Genomic DNA, 17,651 nt, shown 5'->3' with positions numbered 1-17,651 from the left:
CACCTCCACACACACCGCAGTGGCGTATGGAAAACCTGAGACTGAGGGTGAAGGCCAGCACGAAAGGGTTCGTCACTGACAGGCATCTGCTGCACCGGGAGAGAACAACAACGGGCAGCGGCGTTTTATACAGCCCGGAAGGGGTAAATGCAAAATCTAAATGTGCTGAATGGGCTCTCTGTCAGGATAATTTGCCACTCTTTACATTACTTAAAACTTTATTGAGCAAAAAACGCTGGCAATCCGCTTATTGAGTAACCTAAAATAGACGTCCAGAAGTTAATCCGTCTATACTGGTTAACTTCCAAGCGTCCTGTATTACTGCTCATGGCTTTGCCTGTGGGGGGCGTCAAGTCTGAGTTTCCAGGCTGGTTCCCAGTCTTCACGCTATGCAGTCGATTTTCAACCCGTTAGAGTCAAGGTAAAGAATAAAATGGCTAAACACCTTTTTACATCCGAGTCCGTATCAGAAGGACATCCTGATAAAATCGCCGACCAGATTTCTGATGCTGTGCTCGATGCCATCCTCGAGCAGGATCCGAAAGCGCGTGTGGCCTGTGAAACCTATGTGAAGACCGGTATGGTGCTGGTCGGCGGTGAAATCACCACCAGCGCATGGGTTGATATCGAAGAGATCACTCGTCAGACCGTGCGTGATATCGGTTATGTTCATTCCGATATGGGCTTTGATGCCAATTCCTGCGCCGTACTGAGTGCCATCGGCAAGCAGTCCCCTGACATCAATCAGGGCGTTGACCGCACCGATCCGCTGGAACAGGGCGCAGGCGACCAGGGCCTGATGTTTGGCTATGCTACCAATGAAACCGACGTGCTGATGCCTGCGCCAATCACTTACGCACACCGTCTGGTACAGCGTCAGGCTGAAGTGCGTAAAAGTGGCAGCCTGCCATGGCTGCGCCCGGATGCGAAAAGCCAGATCACCTTCCAGTACGACAACGGTAAAATCGTCGGTATTGACGCGGTGGTGCTGTCGACTCAGCACTCGGAAGATATCTCGCAGAAAGATCTGCAGGAAGCGGTGATGGAAGAGATCATCAAGCCGGTTCTGCCGACAGAGTGGATCAACGCCAGCACCAAATATCACATCAACCCGACCGGTCGTTTTGTCATCGGCGGCCCGATGGGCGACTGCGGCCTGACCGGACGTAAAATTATCGTCGATACCTACGGCGGCATGGCCCGTCACGGCGGCGGGGCGTTCTCAGGTAAAGATCCATCAAAAGTCGACCGTTCAGCGGCCTATGCGGCACGCTATGTGGCGAAGAACATCGTGGCTGCCGGCCTGGCTGACCGCTGTGAAATTCAGGTCTCCTACGCCATCGGTGTGGCTGAACCGACCTCCATCATGGTGGAAACCTTCGGTACGGAAAAAATCTCTACTGAACAGCTGACGCTACTGGTGCGCGAGTTCTTTGACCTGCGCCCTTACGGCCTGATCCAGATGCTGGATCTGCTGCACCCGATCTACCGCGAAACCGCCGCTTACGGTCACTTTGGTCGCGAACATTTCCCGTGGGAAAAAACCGACAAAGCGGCACTGCTGCGTGACGCCGCCGGCCTGAAGTAATTTTCAGCCGGTTGCATCAGGGCACCTTCGGGTGCCCTTTTTTACGCGTGTAACAACGTGCTAACTGGCCGGGAATGATAACGATTACATTAAATAAATCTTTATATTTCATTATATTATGATAACCCTCTTTATAAACTTATTCCTAAAATGCGCTATTTTCAGCGTTGTCTGATAGTGGTTCAGGGGGAAAATAGTTAAAGCTATAAACTGCTATGAGTTACTGGTTACAAAGCGTTACAGCATGATAAAAAGTGTTTTTCTGCGATTTCAGGCGTGTAAGCGATTACACCAATGTGATCTGAAGCACAGTCTGCTGCGCCAGGGTTACCTAACATCTATAACAACAACAAGTGGGACTACTTAATGGAGGCAACTATGCCTGAAAATAAAAAACGGAGCCGGACATCTAACAAGGCTATGACCCTGTTTGTCTGTTTCCTCGCAGCACTGGCGGGACTGCTGTTCGGTCTCGATATCGGCGTGATCGCCGGCGCACTGCCCTTCATCGCCAAAGACTTCAATGTGACACCGCACCAGCAGGAGTGGATTGTCAGCTCAATGATGTTTGGTGCGGCAATTGGTGCCGTCGGCAGCGGCTGGATGTCGTCCTATCTCGGACGTAAAAAAAGCCTGATGATCGGGGCCGTGCTGTTCGTTATCGGTTCCTTGTGGTCAGCCTTTGCGCCTAACCCGGAAATGCTGATCGTTGCCCGCGTCCTGCTGGGCCTGGCGGTCGGTGTCGCCTCTTATACGGCCCCACTTTATCTGTCCGAGATTGCCCCGGAGAAAATCCGTGGCAGCATGATCTCGCTGTATCAGCTGATGATTACCATCGGTATTCTCGGGGCTTACCTGTCAGATACGGCCTTCAGCTATACCGGCGAGTGGCGCTGGATGCTGGGCGTGATCACCATCCCTGCCTTGCTGCTGCTGGTCGGCGTCTTCTTCCTGCCGAACAGCCCCCGCTGGCTGGCGGCGAAAGGCGACTTCCGCAGCGCACAGCGCGTGCTGGATCGTCTGCGTGATACCAGTGAACAGGCAAAGCGTGAACTGGATGAGATTCGTGAAAGCCTGAAGATCAAACAGTCCGGCTGGTCGCTGTTTAAAGACAACAGCAACTTCCGTCGTGCCGTCTATCTGGGCGTATTGTTGCAGGTGATGCAGCAGTTCACCGGGATGAACGTCATCATGTATTACGCGCCTAAAATCTTCGAGATTGCCGGTTTCACTAACACCACTCAGCAGATGTGGGGAACGGTAATTGTTGGTCTGATCAACGTGCTGGCGACCTTTATCGCCATCGGTCTGGTGGACCGCTGGGGCCGTAAGCCAACGCTGATCTTAGGCTTTATTGTGATGGCTGCGGGTATGGGCATTCTGGGTACCATGCTCCATGTGGGTATTCATTCTCAGAGCGCGCAGTACTTCGCGGTAGCCATGCTGCTGATGTTTATCGTAGGCTTTGCCATGAGCGCCGGCCCGCTGATCTGGGTACTGTGCTCAGAGATCCAGCCGCTGAAAGGACGCGATTTCGGTATTACCGTTTCTACAGCCACCAACTGGATCGCGAATATGATTGTCGGGGCAACCTTCCTGACCATGTTGAACAACCTGGGCAATGCCAACACCTTCTGGGTGTACGGCGCACTGAACCTGTTCTTCATCGTGCTGACGCTGTGGCTGATCCCGGAAACCAAAAATGTTTCGCTGGAGCACATCGAGCGTAACCTGCTAGCCGGTAAAAAACTGCGTAACATCGGTCAGCGTAACTAAGTAATGACCACTCGTCGGTACGGGGCTCACCGTACCGACGTTCTTCAGGCCCCCGTCACTCCCCTGCCTTCGTCGTCATCCCTGCAACGCGTAAGCGGACTGCCTGCAACTGTGACGCAAAAGGCACGCTGCGTGATGCGCCTGCCCCTTGAATTGCCCGCTGTCGGCCCGTATTCTTGCCAGCATGAAATCCCTCAGACTTCCTATCGCCCTGCAACAGGCCGTCATGCGTCAGCTGCGTGAAAAATTGCAGCAGGCCAACCAGCGGCTGAAGCGCGACTATCCTGAACCGGTCCTGATTTATCAGCAGCGTGGCACCGCAGCAGGCACCGCCTGGCTTCAGCGCTGGGAAATCCGGCTGAATCCGGTGCTGCTGCTGGAAAATCAGCAGGCCTTTATCGATGAGGTTGTTCCTCACGAGCTGGCACACCTGCTGGTATGGAAACATTTCGGCCGCGTCGCCCCGCACGGTAAAGAGTGGAAATGGATGATGGAGAATGTGCTGGACGTGCCGGCCCGCCGCACTCACCAGTTTGAAATCGCCTCGGTGCGCAGCCGGGCCTTCCCCTATTTCTGCCGCTGCCAGCAGCATCAGCTGACCGTCAGGCGTCATAACCGGGTGGTTCGCGGTGAAAGCGAATACCGCTGCCTGCACTGCGGCGATATCCTTCGGGCCGGGGACTTCCTGGAGTCTTAAAAAACCGGCAAAGTGGCTGAAAAGCAGGCGATTTAAGCCATCGATCTCTGCCAGTGATTCGTAATATCCACGATATCTGTTACTCTCCCACGCCTCTTTCATGGATTACAGATTTTCTGGAATATGTCTCGCAAAATTTTGGCCACTGTGGCCCTTGCCCTGCTGTTACCCGCCTTTTTCAGCCACGCCCTCAGCCTGGATAACTATCACCAGAACAGTTTCAGCCAGGCGAAAGCCTATGCCGCGCAGATTAACAATGGCGCGCCCGGCACGTTCTACTGTGGCTGCAAAATTCACTGGCAGGGAAAAAAAGGGGTTCCTGACCTTGCCTCGTGCGGTTATCAGGTGCGTAAAAATGCCAATCGTGCCAGCCGCATTGAGTGGGAGCACGTGGTTCCGGCCTGGAGTTTCGGCCATCAGCGTCAGTGCTGGCAAAACGGCGGACGTAAAAACTGTGCGAAGGATGATGACTACCGCCGCATGGAAACCGACCTGCACAACCTGCAGCCGTCCATCGGAGAAGTGAACGGTGACCGGGGTAACTTTATGTACAGCCAGTGGAACGGCGGCGAACCCCAGTATGGCCAGTGCGCGATGAAAGTCGACTTCAAAAGCAAGCTGGCTGAGCCGCCGGTTCGCGCCCGTGGGGCCATTGCCCGTACCTGGTTCTATATGCGCGACCAGTACCAGCTGCAAATGTCCAGACAGCAGACCCAGCTGATGACCGCATGGAGCAAGCAATATCCGGCCACGCCCTGGGAGTGCGAACGCGATCGGCGTATTGCCCGCGTGCAGGGGAATCATAACCCCTATGTACAGCAGGCTTGCCAGCGGTAAAATCACTGACCTACACTGCACAGCATTCGTGCACTACATTTGACAGGATCGCCATGCGTATACCCCGCATTTATCACCCTGAACCGTTAGAGACAGGCCGCGAAACGGCCCTGTGCGAAGACGCCGCCAATCACGTTGGTCGCGTACTGCGCATGGTGCCAGGCCAGCCCCTGGAATTGTTCGATGGCACAAATCTGACTTTTGCCGCCGAGATTACTCAGGCCGATAAAAAAAATGTGCGCGTGAAAATCACCGCAAGCCGCGCCGACAGCCGTGAGTCTCCGCTTCATCTGCATCTGGGACAGGTCATGTCGCGCGGTGAAAAGATGGAGTTCACCATCCAGAAAGCCGTTGAACTGGGGGTAAATGTCGTTACCCCCTTGTTTTCTGAACGCTGTGGCGTAAAGCTGGATGCAGAACGTCTGTTAAAAAAAATGCAGCAGTGGCAAAAAATCGCCATTGCCGCCTGCGAACAGTGCGGACGTAATGTCATTCCGGAAATTCGTCCCGTTATGGCACTTGACGCCTGGTGTGCCGAAGCGGATCGCGGGTTAAGATTAAATCTTCATCCCCGGGCTGAACACAGCATCAACACGCTGCCGTTGCCGGTAGAGCGGATCAGACTGCTGATTGGTCCCGAAGGGGGACTGACGGCTGATGAAATCAGTATGACGGCGCAGTTCGGATTTACCGATATTTTGCTTGGGCCGCGCGTACTGCGGACAGAAACAACGGCACTGACGGCAATTACCGCCCTGCAGGTACGTTTTGGCGACCTGGGCTAACTTTCAGACATTATTCCGCATAGCTTGGGCATTATCGCTAACGATATAGCTCAATTTGGAGACACAATGATTAAGCTTGGCATCGTGATGGACCCCATCACCTCTATTAATATTAAAAAAGACAGTAGCTTCGCTATGCTGCTGGAAGCACAGCGCCGTGGTTATGAAATTCATTATATGGAGATGAACGATCTCTATCTGCGCGGCGGTGAAGGCCGGGCTCGCACCCGCCAGCTGAGTGTTGAACAGAGCTATGACAAATGGTTTGAGTTCGGCAGCGAGCAGGATATTGCTCTCAGCGATCTGAACGTGGTGCTGATGCGCAAAGATCCACCGTTTGATACCGAATTTATCTATGCCACCTACATTCTTGAGCGCGCGGAAGAGAAAGGCACGCTGATCGTTAACAAGCCGCAGAGCCTGCGCGACTGTAACGAAAAGCTGTTCACCGCCTGGTTCGCAGAGCTGACCCCGGATACGCTGGTCACCCGCAATGCCAGCCAGATCCGTGAATTCTGGCAGGAACACGGCGACATTATCCTTAAGCCGCTGGACGGCATGGGCGGTGCGTCAATCTTCCGCATTAAGCAGGAAGATCCGAATCTGTCGGTCATTATTGAAACCCTGACCGAGCACGGCAGCTTCTACTGCATGGCGCAGAATTACCTGCCAGCGATCAAAGACGGTGACAAACGCGTGCTGGTGGTGGACGGCGAGCCGGTACCTTACTGCCTGGCGCGCATTCCAAAATCAGGTGAAACCCGTGGTAACCTGGCAGCCGGTGGCCGTGGCGAAGCCCGTCCGCTGACCGAAAGCGACTGGGAAATTGCCCGCCGCGTCGGCCCGATCCTGAAAGAGAAAGGGCTGATCTTTGTCGGGCTGGATATTATCGGTGACAAGCTGACTGAAATTAATGTGACCAGTCCAACCTGCGTTCGTGAGATCGAAGCCGCATTCCCGATTTCTGTCACCGGTATGCTGATGGATGCGATCGAAAAACGCCTGGCCTGATTGTTGCGGCGGGGCCGGACTGCCCCCTGCTCACCCATTAACGCCCGCGGCTACCCGCCCGGGCGTTAACCAGACTACAGAACATTAAGTATGAATTTACAGCATCATTTTTTGATTGCCATGCCAACGCTTCAGGACCCGCTGTTCAAACGTTCAGTGGTCTATATCTGCGAACATAATAGTGACGGTGCGATGGGTTTGATCGTCAATAAACCGATGGATAATCTGACGGTTGACGGCATTCTGACCAAGCTGAAAATATCACCGACGCCGCGTGAGCCCGACGCCAGACTGGATAAACCGGTATTTTCAGGCGGGCCGCTGGCGGAGGATCGCGGCTTTATTCTGCACTCCGCGCAGAAGACATTTACCTCCAGCATTCGCGTTTCTGACAACACGGTGATCACCACCTCCCGTGACGTGCTGGAAACGCTGGGCACCCCGGAGCAGCCTGACAACGTGCTGGTGGCCCTGGGCTACTGTGCCTGGGAAAAAGACCAGCTGGAAAGTGAACTGCTGGAAAACGCCTGGCTGACGACCTCGGCCAACAGCAATATTCTGTTCCATACCCCGATTGCCGAGCGCTGGCGCGAAGCGGCAAAAAGCATGGGCGTGGATATCCACAATATTGCCAGTGAAGCAGGACACGCCTGATGAGCAGTATGACTATGTTGTCCTTTGATTTTGGGACGAAAAGCATTGGCGTGGCCATCGGCCAGCAGCTGACCGGCACCGCCCGTCCGCTGACGGCGCTGAAAGCCAACGATGGCGTGCCGGACTGGAACAAGATTGAAGCACTGCTGAAAGAGTGGCAGCCTGACCGCGTCGTGGTAGGGCTGCCGCTAAATATGGATGGCACCGAGCAGCCATTAACGGTGCGAGCCCGTAAATTCGCCAATCGCCTGCACGGCCGTTTTGGCGTACAGATAGAACTGCACGATGAGCGCCTGAGCACCGTCGAAGCCCGTGCTGAACTGTTTGAGCGCGGCGGTTTCCGCGCCCTGAGCAAAGGTAGCGTCGACTCGCTCTCAGCGGTGATTATTCTGGAAAGCTGGTTCGAAAATCATTATACGTAAACAGATCGCAGCCCCACCAACGCTGGTGACGGTGAACAGGACGGCCCGCTCAGACCGGACGGTAGTGGCTGACCTTCTTTTTTCGGTCAGTCAGCCAGTACTCCCTTTCTCTTCCACTCCGCCAGACTCTGCTCAAACGTCTGCATTCCCTGCTGGCTGCCGGTCTGTAACAGTGCCGGTAGCTGATGGGTTTTCCCCTCTCGGATCAGATTTGCCACTGCCGGGGTATTAACCAGTACCTCGAACAGCGCGACTCTGCCGCCGGTGGCGGCCACCAGCCGCTGGGCAATAACCGCCTGTAAACTGCCTGCCAGCTGGCTGCGTACCAGATTCTTTTCGTTGCCCGGGAACACATCCACCAGCCGCTCCACCGCCTGTGCAGCGCCACGGGTGTGCAGCGTTGCCAGCACCAGATGCCCTGTTTCTGCGGCGGTCAATGCCAGCTGGATCGTCCCGGCATCGCGCAGCTCACCCAGCAGGATCACATCAGGATCTTCCCTCAGCGCCGCCCTTAACCCGCCGTCAAAGTCGGTAAAATGCAACCCTTTCTCCCGCTGCTGGATCAGTGACCGTGCGCTGTGATGCAGATATTCGACCGGGTCCTCCAGCGTCAGGATATGCCGCTGCTGCTGCTGGTTCATCTCGTCAATCATGGCCGCCAGCGTGGTGGATTTTCCGCTGCCGGTCGCCCCGACGATCAGGACCAGGCCCTCTTCCCTCTGCAGCAGCGAGTGAGCCACCGCAGGCAGGCACAGTGACGCCATGTCCGGACAACGGCTGGCAATCAGCCGCAGCGCCAGCGACAGACCGTGGCGCTGACGAAAAAGGTTGGCCCGCAGGCGAACGCCGTCGGGCATCGTCAGGGCAAAGTCGACCTGCCCCTCCTCCGCCAGCGTCTGCTGCTGCACAACCGTCAGCCAGCGTATAGCGAAGCTTTCCAGCCACTCATTCGTCATTTCCGGCGTGCCCTCAATCGGTGTCAGGCGGCCATTGCAGCGCCAGAATGGAGAATGACCACTGCAAAGGTGCAGATCGCCTGCATTATGCTTTACACTAAGGGCCACTAATTCCTCAATATCCATATTTTTTCCCTGACTATGACTTCGATTGAGCACAACTTACAGCAAGTCCACCAGCGGATCGCGGCGGCGGCGACACAGTGCGGGCGCGATCCACATGAGATTGAGCTGCTTGCAGTGAGTAAAACAAAACCTGCGAGCGCGGTCGAAGAAGCGGTAGCGGCCGGTCAGCGCAGCTTCGGTGAAAATTACGTGCAGGAAGGCGTGGACAAAATCCAGCTGCTGGCAAATTCCGACCTGACCTGGCACTTTATTGGCCCGCTGCAATCTAACAAAAGTCGCCTGGTGGCGGAGAACTTTGACTGGTGTCATACCGTTGACCGGCTGCGCATTGCCCGCCGTCTGAACGAACAGCGCCCTGAAACGCTGCCACCGCTTAACGTTCTGATCCAGATAAACATCAGCGATGAGCAGAGCAAGTCCGGTATTCCCCTTACTGACCTGCCTGCGCTGGCACAAGATATTGCCGCGCTGCCACGGCTCAGGCTGCGGGGACTGATGGCAATCCCCGCGCCGGAAGCCGACTACGCCCGCCAGCTGGCGGTGTGTCAGCAGATGGCGGCAGCATTTAAGCAGTTACAGCAGGAGATCCCCGGCGTGGATACGCTGTCGCTGGGAATGAGTGACGATATGGACGCCGCGATCGCGGCCGGTAGTACCCTGGTGCGCATTGGCACCGCTATTTTCGGCGCGCGCGACTACGGTCATGCCGCCGTTCATCACAACAACTGAGGAACCCCATGCTAGCGTTGATCTTTCTGGTCACAACGGTGATTGCGATTTACATCAAAGTGTTATTACTGCGCGTCTGGATGCAGTGGGCACGGTGTGACTTCTATAACCCGTTTTCACAGTTTGTGGTGAAAATCACCCAACCGATCGTCAAACCCGTGCGCCGAATCATCCCCTCTGTCGGACCGGTGGATACTGCCTCGCTGCTGCTGGCCTATCTCGTCAGCGTGCTGCTGGGGCCGGTGACGTTGCGCCTGTTTGTACCGGATCCGATTTTCCTCTATCTGGGCCTGGTCATTCTGGTTAAAGCAGCGGGCATGCTGGTGTTCTGGGTGATTATCGTTCGCTCACTGATGAGCTGGGTAAGCCAGGGTCGTAACCCGGTTGATTACGTGCTGATCCAGCTGACCGAGCCCCTGATGGCCCCGGTACGCCGCATTATTCCGGCGATGGGTGGCATCGACTTCTCGGCGATGGCCGTCATTCTGGTTCTCTATATGCTGAACTTCCTGGGGCTGGAATATATCCCCGGTTGGGCCCAATTTTAAATAGCCTTCATACTTGAAACTGCCGCTGCGTTGGCTGCGTACATTCGCCCCGGTCACTTACTACAGTAAGTTCCCGGGGTCTCATGTCCTTGCCGCCTTGCGGCAGCTCCAATTATTTTGGCTATTGGATTAACCATGATTCTTTCCCTTGAAGGGCAAACTTCCTGGTTATATCTCTCAATCTGTTTCTCAATCTGTTTTCTAAAAATTATCGCTCTGGAATGATTATGCAAAAAGTTGTACTCGCCACCGGCAACCCCGGGAAAGTTCGCGAACTGGCTGACCTGCTGGCCGCGTTTGGGCTGGATATTGTCGCGCAAACGGAACTGGGCGTGGAGTCTGCCGAAGAAACCGGTCTGACCTTTATTGAAAACGCCATTCTGAAAGCACGTCATGCCGCAGCCATGACCGGTTTACCGGCGATCGCCGATGACTCCGGGCTGGCGGTCGATGCCCTTGGCGGTGCGCCGGGTATCTATTCAGCACGCTATGCGGGCCCGGACGCCAGTGACCAGCAGAATCTGGAAAAACTGCTGACCGCACTGGCAGCCACGCCGGACGGGGAGCGTCAGGCGCAGTTTCACTGCGTGCTGGTCTATCTGCGTCATGCTGAAGATCCGACGCCGCTGGTGTTCCACGGCAGCTGGGCGGGCGAAATCACCCGCACCGCTGCAGGCGTCGGCGGCTTTGGCTATGACCCCATTTTCTACGTGCCGGCGCTGGGGAAAACCGCAGCTGAACTGAGTAAAGCGGAAAAACAGGCGGTGTCACACCGTGGCCAGGCCCTCAGCCTGCTGTTGAGTGCCATGAAAGATGGCTAATCTCCCGCCGTTAAGCCTGTACATCCATATTCCCTGGTGTGTGCAGAAGTGCCCGTACTGCGATTTCAACTCCCATGCGCTGAAAGGGGAAGTGCCGCACGAAGAGTACGTGCAGCACCTGCTGAACGACCTGGATCTCGATCTGCCGCTGACGTCAGGCCGCGAAGTGAGCACCATCTTCATCGGGGGCGGTACGCCAAGCCTGTTAAGCAGCGAAGCGATGCAGATGCTGCTGGACGGCGTGCGTGCGCGTCTGCCCCTGTCGCCTGCCGCTGAGATCACCATGGAAGCCAATCCGGGTGCCGTCGAAGCAGAGCGCTTCAGCGGCTACCAGCGCGCTGGAGTCAATCGTATCTCCATAGGTGTGCAGAGCTTCAGCGCGGCCAAACTGGAGCGTCTGGGGCGCATTCACGGACCAGAAGAAGCAAAGCGGGCGGCACGGCTGGCCGAAGGCCTCGGGCTGCGCAGCTTTAACCTCGACCTGATGCACGGCCTGCCGGATCAGTCGCTGGAAGAGGCGCTGGACGATCTGCGCCAGGCCATCGCGCTCAATCCGCCTCATCTGTCGTGGTATCAGCTGACCATCGAGCCGAATACCCTGTTTGCTTCGCGGCCGCCGCGCCTGCCGGATGAGGACGACCTGTGGGATATTTTCGAACAGGGTGATGCGCTGCTGACAGCGGCGGGATACCAGCAATATGAGACGTCCGCCTATGCCAAACCCGGCTATCGCTGCGAACATAACCTCAACTACTGGCGCTTTGGTGATTACCTGGGTATTGGCTGTGGTGCCCACGGCAAGCTGACCCAGCCGGACGGTATCATTATCCGCACCGCAAAAACGAAGCACCCGCGCGGTTTTATGAGCGGCAAATATCTGGATAAACGACACGAAGTGGCCGATGCGGAGAAGCCGTTTGAGTTCTTTATGAATCGTTTCCGTCTGCTGGAAGCCGCACCGCGCGAAGAGTACACGCGCTACACCGGCCTGGCGGAAAGTACCATCCGCACGCAGCTCGACGAGGCGATCGCCAGAGGCTATCTGACGGAAACGGCAGAGGCGTGGCAGATTACTGAGAAAGGGAAGCTGTTCCTGAACTCGCTGCTGGAGCTTTTCCTGGCAGAATAATACGCCGCGGGGCGAGCGGAAAAAACGGCCGCCCCCTGCGTATAAACCATGACGCAGGGGCTGACCTTCTTTTTCGGTCAGCCCGCCACATCAAATGGCACGTTATTTCAACCCGGCGATCAGCGCCTTGCGCTGTCCTTCCAGGGTGGTAACACGATTACAGACTTCATGACCAAAGTTCTGGAAATCCTGCTCCTGATTGCTCCACTCGGCCTGAATCGCCTGCTGTAAGCCCCCCAGATTGCCCATGATCGCCTGCAACGGGTTATCGCCGCCGGTCGATTTGCTGCCCATCTCATTCAGGCTGTCCTGCACCACGCCGCCCATCGCATTCTGTACCAGACGCTCCCCCTCCTGACGAACCTGCTCCACGGCCTGATGGTGGAAGGTTAAGCCATCGCTGCGATGCTCGATGATGCGATTCATCTGCTGCTTGAGCTGCCCGTCCAGCGAGGTCAGGCGCTGACGCACGTTACTGTCCTGCCCCAGCTTCTGCACAATCACCCGATCCAGCGCCACACGGCCTTTTTCCAGCCGCTGTTTTGCTCCGTTATCAATCCACGGCAGATCACGGCGCAGCGCGGTCTGATAATCGATGGCTTTCTGACGCGTAGCGTCATCGATACTGGCCACTTTGCCATTACGCTGCACGTCACCAACGGGGGAAATAATCAGCTTACCGCTGGCACCCACCACTTCCACCTGGTTCGGGCTGATAATGATATCGTCCTGAGGATTAACGCTGCACTGGTAATCCGCCTGAGCCTGGCCTGCGGCCAGCAGCAGTAATGCTCCACTGAAAAGTGCCTTACGCATAAATCGTCTCCTTGATATGAAAAAAGGGGCAACCAGAAAAATGGTCGCCCCCCTTATATGGTCACGCCGGAGGGCAGACCGTCAGTCCCACCAGACGTCAAAAAGTTCGGTCACTTTGACGTCGTTCAGTTTACGGGCTTCCAGCCAGTTTTTGACCAGCTCACGATGCTCGTCGGTGCACTTGCCAATTTTCTGCAGGCAGATCAGACCTTCCCACTGCAGATAGCCGCTGCCATCAAAAGCCAGGCCATTTGGATCAATGACTTCATTGATCAGTGCATCAACGGTGCTGTCGATAGTCTGTTCGTCAGTCCCTTCCGGGAAGGTAAAGCCCACGGAGAAACCTAACTCCTGGAACTCATCGATGTGCATTTTCTTACGTAGACGACGACTGCGTTGTGTAGCCATTATTTAATCCTCTCAAACATCAGATCCCATACACCGTGGCCAAGACGCTGCCCACGCTGCTCAAATTTCGTTAACGGCCGAGACTCGGGACGCGGCACCCAGTTTCCGGCTTCTGACTGGTTTTTATACCCGTCGATACTGCTCATCACTTCCAGCATATGCTCCGCGTAAGCTTCCCAGTCAGTTGCCATGTGGAACACGCCGCCCGGTTTCAGTTTACGCTGTACTAATTCAGCAAACGGCACCTGCACGATACGACGTTTGTTATGACGCGCTTTATGCCACGGGTCCGGGAAGAACAGCTGCACCATACGCAGCGAATTATCCGGGATCATCAAATCCAGCACTTCGACCGCATCATGACACATCACGCGCAGATTGCTGACCCCGGCCTCTTCCGCCGTGGCCAGGCAGGCACCCACGCCAGGAGAGTGTACTTCAATACCCAAAAAATTCTGGTGCGGATTACTGGCTGCCATCGCCACCAGCGACGCTCCCATACCAAAGCCAATTTCCAGCACCAGCGGTGCATCACGGCCAAACAGAGCGGTTAAATCTACCGGTTCCGGCTGAAACTCAACGCCCATTACCGGCCACAGCGTATCCAGCGCCTGCTGCTGGCCTTTGGTCAGGCGGCCCTGGCGGCGCACAAAGCTGCGGATACGGCGCATAGCGCGGCCATTTTCGTCAAATTCCGGTGAGATAACATCGTTTTTCATGATTCTGCCTGCGGCTGTGCACTGTAGAAAGCGGGCATTATGCCTTCAGGAAGTGAAAACATAAAGAACACCCTTACCGGCTCACCTTCAGGGCTGACTGGCAGTATAGCGTCCGATCGGCGTTCGGGTGGCTGCGCGGCCTCATCGGGTGGTTAATAAAATGCAGTGAATATCCGGTTTACAGCCCTTAATGTCTGTGCTGGAATCCCTGCCTGATTTTCAGAATGGCACAACGGGAACCCACATCATGCAGCCAGCGCAGTTTTCACATCAGGTACTGGAATGGTATCAGCGCTACGGGCGTAAAACCCTGCCCTGGCAGCTGGAAAAAACGCCCTATAAAGTCTGGCTGTCTGAGGTCATGCTGCAACAGACGCAGGTCGCCACCGTGATCCCCTACTTCGGGCGCTTTATGGCGCGTTTTCCCACCGTCAGCGATCTGGCCGCCGCCCCGCTGGACGAAGTGCTGCACCTGTGGACTGGCCTGGGCTACTACGCGCGTGCGCGTAACCTGCACAAAGCAGCGAAAACCGTCGTCGATAAACACGGTGGGGTATTCCCGGAAACGCTGGAGGAGGTCGAGGCCCTGCCGGGTATCGGTCGTTCCACCGCTGGCGCAGTGCTTTCACTGGCGCTGGGCAAGCACTTCCCGATCCTTGATGGCAACGTAAAGCGCGTGCTGGCACGCTGCTATGCCGTGGACGGCTGGCCAGGAAAGAAAGAGGTTGAAAAGCGCCTGTGGCAGCTCAGTGAAGCCGTCACGCCTGCCGAGGGTGTCAGCCAGTTTAATCAGGCGATGATGGATCTGGGTGCCATGGTCTGCACCCGGTCAAAACCGAAGTGTGAGATCTGCCCACTGAATAGCGGTTGCCTGGCTTACGCGCACAGCAGCTGGGCGCAGTACCCGGGAAAAAAACCGAAGCAGACTATCCCGGAGCGGACCGGTTATCTGCTTCTGATGCAGCAAGGACAGGATGTCTGGCTGGAACAGCGCCCGCCCGTCGGCCTGTGGGGCGGGTTATTCTGCTTTCCCCAGTACGCCAGCGAGGAAGCACTGCGCCAGGCCCTGCGGCAGCGCGGAGTGGATGATCGGAAATTACGTCAGATGAACGCCTTCCGTCATACCTTCAGCCATTTCCACCTGGATATTGTGCCAATGTGGCTGGATCTGCCTTCTGTCCGTGCAGCAATGGATGATGGGCCGGGTCTCTGGTATAACTTAGCGCAGCCGCCCGCTGTGGGGCTGGCCGCGCCGGTAGAGCGTCTGCTACAGCAGTTGCGCCAGCCACACGCCATGGCATTGAGCGCTCGCGTAACGGAAGAGGAAGAGTAATGAGCCGAACTATTTTTTGTACGTTCCTGCAACGTGACGCCGAAGGACAGGATTTTCAGCTGTATCCGGGTGAGACAGGTAAACGTATTTTTAACGAAATTTCCAAAGAAGCCTGGTCAAAATGGATGGCAAAACAGACCATGCTGATCAATGAAAAGAAACTCAGCATGATGAACCCTGATGACCGTAAGCTGCTGGAACAGGAGATGATTAAATTCCTGTTTGAAGGCCACGACGTGCATATCGAAGGTTATACCCCGCCGGAAGAATAAGTCGTTGGGCCTCACTGATGAGGCCCTCTCAATTGTGGGCATGTACAATAAAATGAAGAAAAAACTGATAAGTTTGCTGATTATTGCACCGTTGTTGGTTTCCTGCTCCGGCAAGAAACAGAACGCGTCTGATGAAAATTGGATTAAAGACACCAACGGTTTTGATATTTTGATGGGACAGTTTGCCCACAACATCGAAAATATCTGGGGGATTAACGAAGTCCTGATTGCGGGTCCGAAAGACTACGTTAAATACAGCGATCAGTACTACACCCGAAGCCATATTAACTTCGATGCCGGTAGCATTACGATTGAAACCATCGCCGGGACCAATCCGACGGCCAGCCTGCGTCAGGCCATTATCACCACCCTGCTGATCGGGGAAGATCCGGGCAATGTCGATCTCTATTCCGACGCCAAAGATATTCAGATCAGTAAAGAGCCATTGCTGTACGGCCAGGTACTGGATAATACCGGCCAGCCGATCCGCTGGCAGGGCCGCGCCGCCAGCTTTGCCGACTACCTGATCCAGAATAAACTTCAGCGCCGTAACTCCGGGCTGCACGTCATCTGGTCGGTGACCATTCCGATGGTGCCTAACCACCTGGATAAACGTGCGCACAAATATCTGCCGATGGTGCGTAAGGCCGCCGAACGCTACGGCGTCGATCAGTCGCTGATCCTGGCGATCATGCAGATTGAGTCCAGCTTTAACCCGTACGCGGTCAGTCATGCTGACGCACTGGGGCTGATGCAGGTCGTGCAGCATACCGCCGGAGTAGACGTGTTCCGCATGAAAGGGAAATGGGGCAAACCCAGCCGCAGCTATCTGCTGGATCCGGAAAATAATATTGATGCCGGTGCGGCCTATCTGTCGCTGCTACAGGGCAACTACCTGGCCGGGATCAGTAACCCGACCTCCCGCCGTTATGCGGTGATCACCGCCTACAACGGCGGTGCGGGTAGCGTGCTGCGTGTGTTCTCCAGCGATAAAGACCGTGCCTTCAGCGCCATTAACGGCCTGTCGCCTGCCGAGGTGTACCAGAAGCTGACCACCAGCCATCCGTCCGCCGAATCACGTCGTTACCTGTATAAGGTGAATAACGCGCAGAAGAGCTATCACCGTTACTAAAACACAGGCAAGGTACAGCAACCTGTACCTTGCCTGCCCTTCTTAACTTCACTCAGACATTACCGGCTGATGTTTTTAAACCGGCGGGTCGTTTCGGTCAGCGCCACTTCCGTTGGCAGCCGCTCCATTGAACTGGCACCGTAGAAACCATCGCACTGCGGGCAGTTGTCCATAATGTACTGTGCATCCTCCGGGCTGGATATCGGCCCGCCGTGGCACAGGACAATCACGTCCTCCCGCACGGCTTTCGCTGCCGCTGCCCACTCATTCACCCGGGGAACACAGTCCTTCAACTGTAATGCCGTTGCCGCGCCGATATTGCCGCCGGTAGTCAGCCCCATATGCGGCACAATAATATCAGCACCGGCCAGCGTCATTGCCACGGCATCCTCCGCGCTGAAGACGTAGGGCGTGGTCAGCATCTCTTTCTGATGCGCCAGCGCAATCATGTCGACTTCCAGCCCGTACCCCATGCCGGTCTCTTCCAGATTGGCGCGGAAGTTGCCGTCAATCAGGCCAACCGTGGGAAAATTTTGTACACCGGAAAAGCCCATCGCTTTCAAATCATCCAGGAACTTATCAAAATGACAGAAGGGATCGGTGCCGTTCACGCCGGCCAGTACCGGGGTGTGTTTCACCACCGGCAGAACCTCTTTAGCCATATCGACCACGATCTCATTCGCGTTGCCATATGCCAGCAGCCCGGCCAGTGAGCCGCGCCCGGCCATCCGATAGCGCCCGGAGTTATAAATAACAATAAGATCGATACCCCCGGCCTCTTCACATTTAGCCGACAGCCCGGTACCGGCCCCACCGCCGATAATCGGCTCACGGCGGGCAATCATCTGTCTGAAATGAGTCAGCAGCTGCTGACGGGTAAAAGCGGGCATGA

Annotated in this window: 20 protein-coding genes; 15 read left to right on the top strand and 5 right to left on the bottom strand. The window is 55.8% G+C overall.

The features are described from left to right. Nucleotides 1–433: 433 nt before the first annotated feature. The 8 genes from metK (at nt 434) to ruvX (ending at nt 7,770) form a co-directional block, all read left to right on the top strand. Entirely contained in the window at nt 434–1,588 is a 1,155-nt protein-coding gene (metK, locus tag ACZ3HG_RS09370; protein WP_191933862.1) for a methionine adenosyltransferase, read from the top strand. A gap of 378 nt (nt 1,589–1,966) precedes the next feature. Beyond that, nucleotides 1,967–3,364 (top strand): sugar porter family MFS transporter, encoded by a 1,398-nt coding sequence (locus ACZ3HG_RS09365; RefSeq protein ID WP_191933861.1) that lies wholly within the window; start codon nt 1,967–1,969, stop codon nt 3,362–3,364. Nucleotides 3,365–3,548: 184 nt separating this feature from the next. Continuing rightward, entirely contained in the window at nt 3,549–4,061 is a 513-nt protein-coding gene (locus ACZ3HG_RS09360; RefSeq protein WP_465332732.1) for a SprT family zinc-dependent metalloprotease, read from the top strand. Nucleotides 4,062–4,184: 123 nt separating this feature from the next. Further along, nucleotides 4,185–4,898, top strand: a complete 714-nt coding sequence (endA, locus tag ACZ3HG_RS09355) for a deoxyribonuclease I (RefSeq protein WP_191933859.1) — start codon at nt 4,185–4,187, stop codon at nt 4,896–4,898. A gap of 53 nt (nt 4,899–4,951) precedes the next feature. Beyond that, nucleotides 4,952–5,683, top strand: coding sequence for a 16S rRNA (uracil(1498)-N(3))-methyltransferase (gene rsmE / locus ACZ3HG_RS09350; protein ID WP_191933858.1), 732 nt, complete (start codon nt 4,952–4,954; stop codon nt 5,681–5,683). A gap of 66 nt (nt 5,684–5,749) precedes the next feature. After that, nucleotides 5,750–6,694 carry a glutathione synthase gene (gshB, locus tag ACZ3HG_RS09345; protein ID WP_465332731.1) on the top strand — a complete coding sequence of 315 codons (945 nt, stop codon included), beginning with the start codon at nt 5,750–5,752 and terminating at the stop codon, nt 6,692–6,694. Between the two features lie 90 nt (nt 6,695–6,784). Next, nucleotides 6,785–7,348, top strand: coding sequence for a YqgE/AlgH family protein (locus ACZ3HG_RS09340; protein ID WP_191933857.1), 564 nt, complete (start codon nt 6,785–6,787; stop codon nt 7,346–7,348). Further along, a complete protein-coding gene (gene ruvX / locus ACZ3HG_RS09335; protein WP_191933856.1) occupies nt 7,348–7,770 on the top strand; it encodes a Holliday junction resolvase RuvX in 423 nt (140 codons plus the stop codon). Before ACZ3HG_RS09340 ends, ruvX begins: the two co-directional genes overlap by 1 nt. Before the next feature lie 86 nt (nt 7,771–7,856). On the opposite strand, the gene ACZ3HG_RS09330 is transcribed toward ruvX, so the two are convergent. After that, complete coding sequence (locus tag ACZ3HG_RS09330; protein WP_191936269.1) at nt 7,857–8,852, bottom strand: type IV pilus twitching motility protein PilT; 996 nt, start codon at nt 8,850–8,852, stop codon at nt 7,857–7,859. Between the two features lie 15 nt (nt 8,853–8,867). Between ACZ3HG_RS09330 and ACZ3HG_RS09325 the strand changes: the two genes are divergently transcribed. From ACZ3HG_RS09325 to hemW, 4 genes are all read left to right on the top strand, one after another. After that, entirely contained in the window at nt 8,868–9,581 is a 714-nt protein-coding gene (locus ACZ3HG_RS09325) for a YggS family pyridoxal phosphate-dependent enzyme (protein ID WP_465332730.1), read from the top strand. Nucleotides 9,582–9,589: 8 nt separating this feature from the next. Continuing rightward, complete coding sequence (locus ACZ3HG_RS09320; protein ID WP_191933853.1) at nt 9,590–10,129, top strand: YggT family protein; 540 nt, start codon at nt 9,590–9,592, stop codon at nt 10,127–10,129. Nucleotides 10,130–10,356: 227 nt separating this feature from the next. Further along, nucleotides 10,357–10,950, top strand: coding sequence for an RdgB/HAM1 family non-canonical purine NTP pyrophosphatase (gene rdgB, locus ACZ3HG_RS09315; protein ID WP_191933852.1), 594 nt, complete (start codon nt 10,357–10,359; stop codon nt 10,948–10,950). Then, nucleotides 10,943–12,079 (top strand): radical SAM family heme chaperone HemW, encoded by a 1,137-nt coding sequence (gene hemW, locus ACZ3HG_RS09310; protein WP_191933851.1) that lies wholly within the window; start codon nt 10,943–10,945, stop codon nt 12,077–12,079. Before rdgB ends, hemW begins: the two co-directional genes overlap by 8 nt. Before the next feature lie 102 nt (nt 12,080–12,181). On the opposite strand, the gene ACZ3HG_RS09305 is transcribed toward hemW, so the two are convergent. The 3 genes from ACZ3HG_RS09305 to trmB all read right to left on the bottom strand — a co-directional run bounded on the left by ACZ3HG_RS09305 (nt 12,182) and on the right by trmB (nt 14,022). After that, nucleotides 12,182–12,895 carry a YggN family protein gene (locus tag ACZ3HG_RS09305; protein WP_191933850.1) on the bottom strand — a complete coding sequence of 238 codons (714 nt, stop codon included), beginning with the start codon at nt 12,893–12,895 and terminating at the stop codon, nt 12,182–12,184. An 81-nt stretch (nt 12,896–12,976) separates the two neighbouring features. Further along, nucleotides 12,977–13,303 carry a YggL family protein gene (locus tag ACZ3HG_RS09300; RefSeq protein WP_062744328.1) on the bottom strand — a complete coding sequence of 109 codons (327 nt, stop codon included), beginning with the start codon at nt 13,301–13,303 and terminating at the stop codon, nt 12,977–12,979. Further along, complete coding sequence (gene trmB, locus ACZ3HG_RS09295; protein WP_191933849.1) at nt 13,303–14,022, bottom strand: tRNA (guanosine(46)-N7)-methyltransferase TrmB; 720 nt, start codon at nt 14,020–14,022, stop codon at nt 13,303–13,305. Before trmB ends, ACZ3HG_RS09300 begins: the two co-directional genes overlap by 1 nt. A gap of 247 nt (nt 14,023–14,269) precedes the next feature. On the opposite strand from trmB, the gene mutY reads away from it, so the two are divergent. From mutY to mltC, 3 genes are read left to right on the top strand one after another with little or no spacing between them, the layout of a single operon-like run. Next, the gene (mutY, locus tag ACZ3HG_RS09290; RefSeq protein ID WP_465332729.1) at nt 14,270–15,355 is read left to right on the top strand and encodes an A/G-specific adenine glycosylase; all 1,086 of its coding nucleotides are present in this window, start codon (nt 14,270–14,272) and stop codon (nt 15,353–15,355) included. Beyond that, nucleotides 15,355–15,627 carry an oxidative damage protection protein gene (locus ACZ3HG_RS09285; RefSeq protein ID WP_062744330.1) on the top strand — a complete coding sequence of 91 codons (273 nt, stop codon included), beginning with the start codon at nt 15,355–15,357 and terminating at the stop codon, nt 15,625–15,627. The genes mutY and ACZ3HG_RS09285 overlap by 1 nt, the downstream gene beginning before the upstream one ends. 52 nt (nt 15,628–15,679) lie before the next feature. Continuing rightward, complete coding sequence (gene mltC / locus ACZ3HG_RS09280; protein WP_191933847.1) at nt 15,680–16,759, top strand: membrane-bound lytic murein transglycosylase MltC; 1,080 nt, start codon at nt 15,680–15,682, stop codon at nt 16,757–16,759. A gap of 59 nt (nt 16,760–16,818) precedes the next feature. On the opposite strand, the gene ACZ3HG_RS09275 is transcribed toward mltC, so the two are convergent. Further along, a complete protein-coding gene (locus ACZ3HG_RS09275; RefSeq protein WP_191933846.1) occupies nt 16,819–17,649 on the bottom strand; it encodes a phosphoenolpyruvate hydrolase family protein in 831 nt (276 codons plus the stop codon). Between the last annotated feature and the right edge of the window lie 2 nt (nt 17,650–17,651).

This window comes from Erwinia sp. PME.40.26/001, assembly GCF_055556675.1.
Note: the sequence above shows the minus strand (reverse complement) of the source record. Positions and strands in the feature narration are given on the sequence as shown.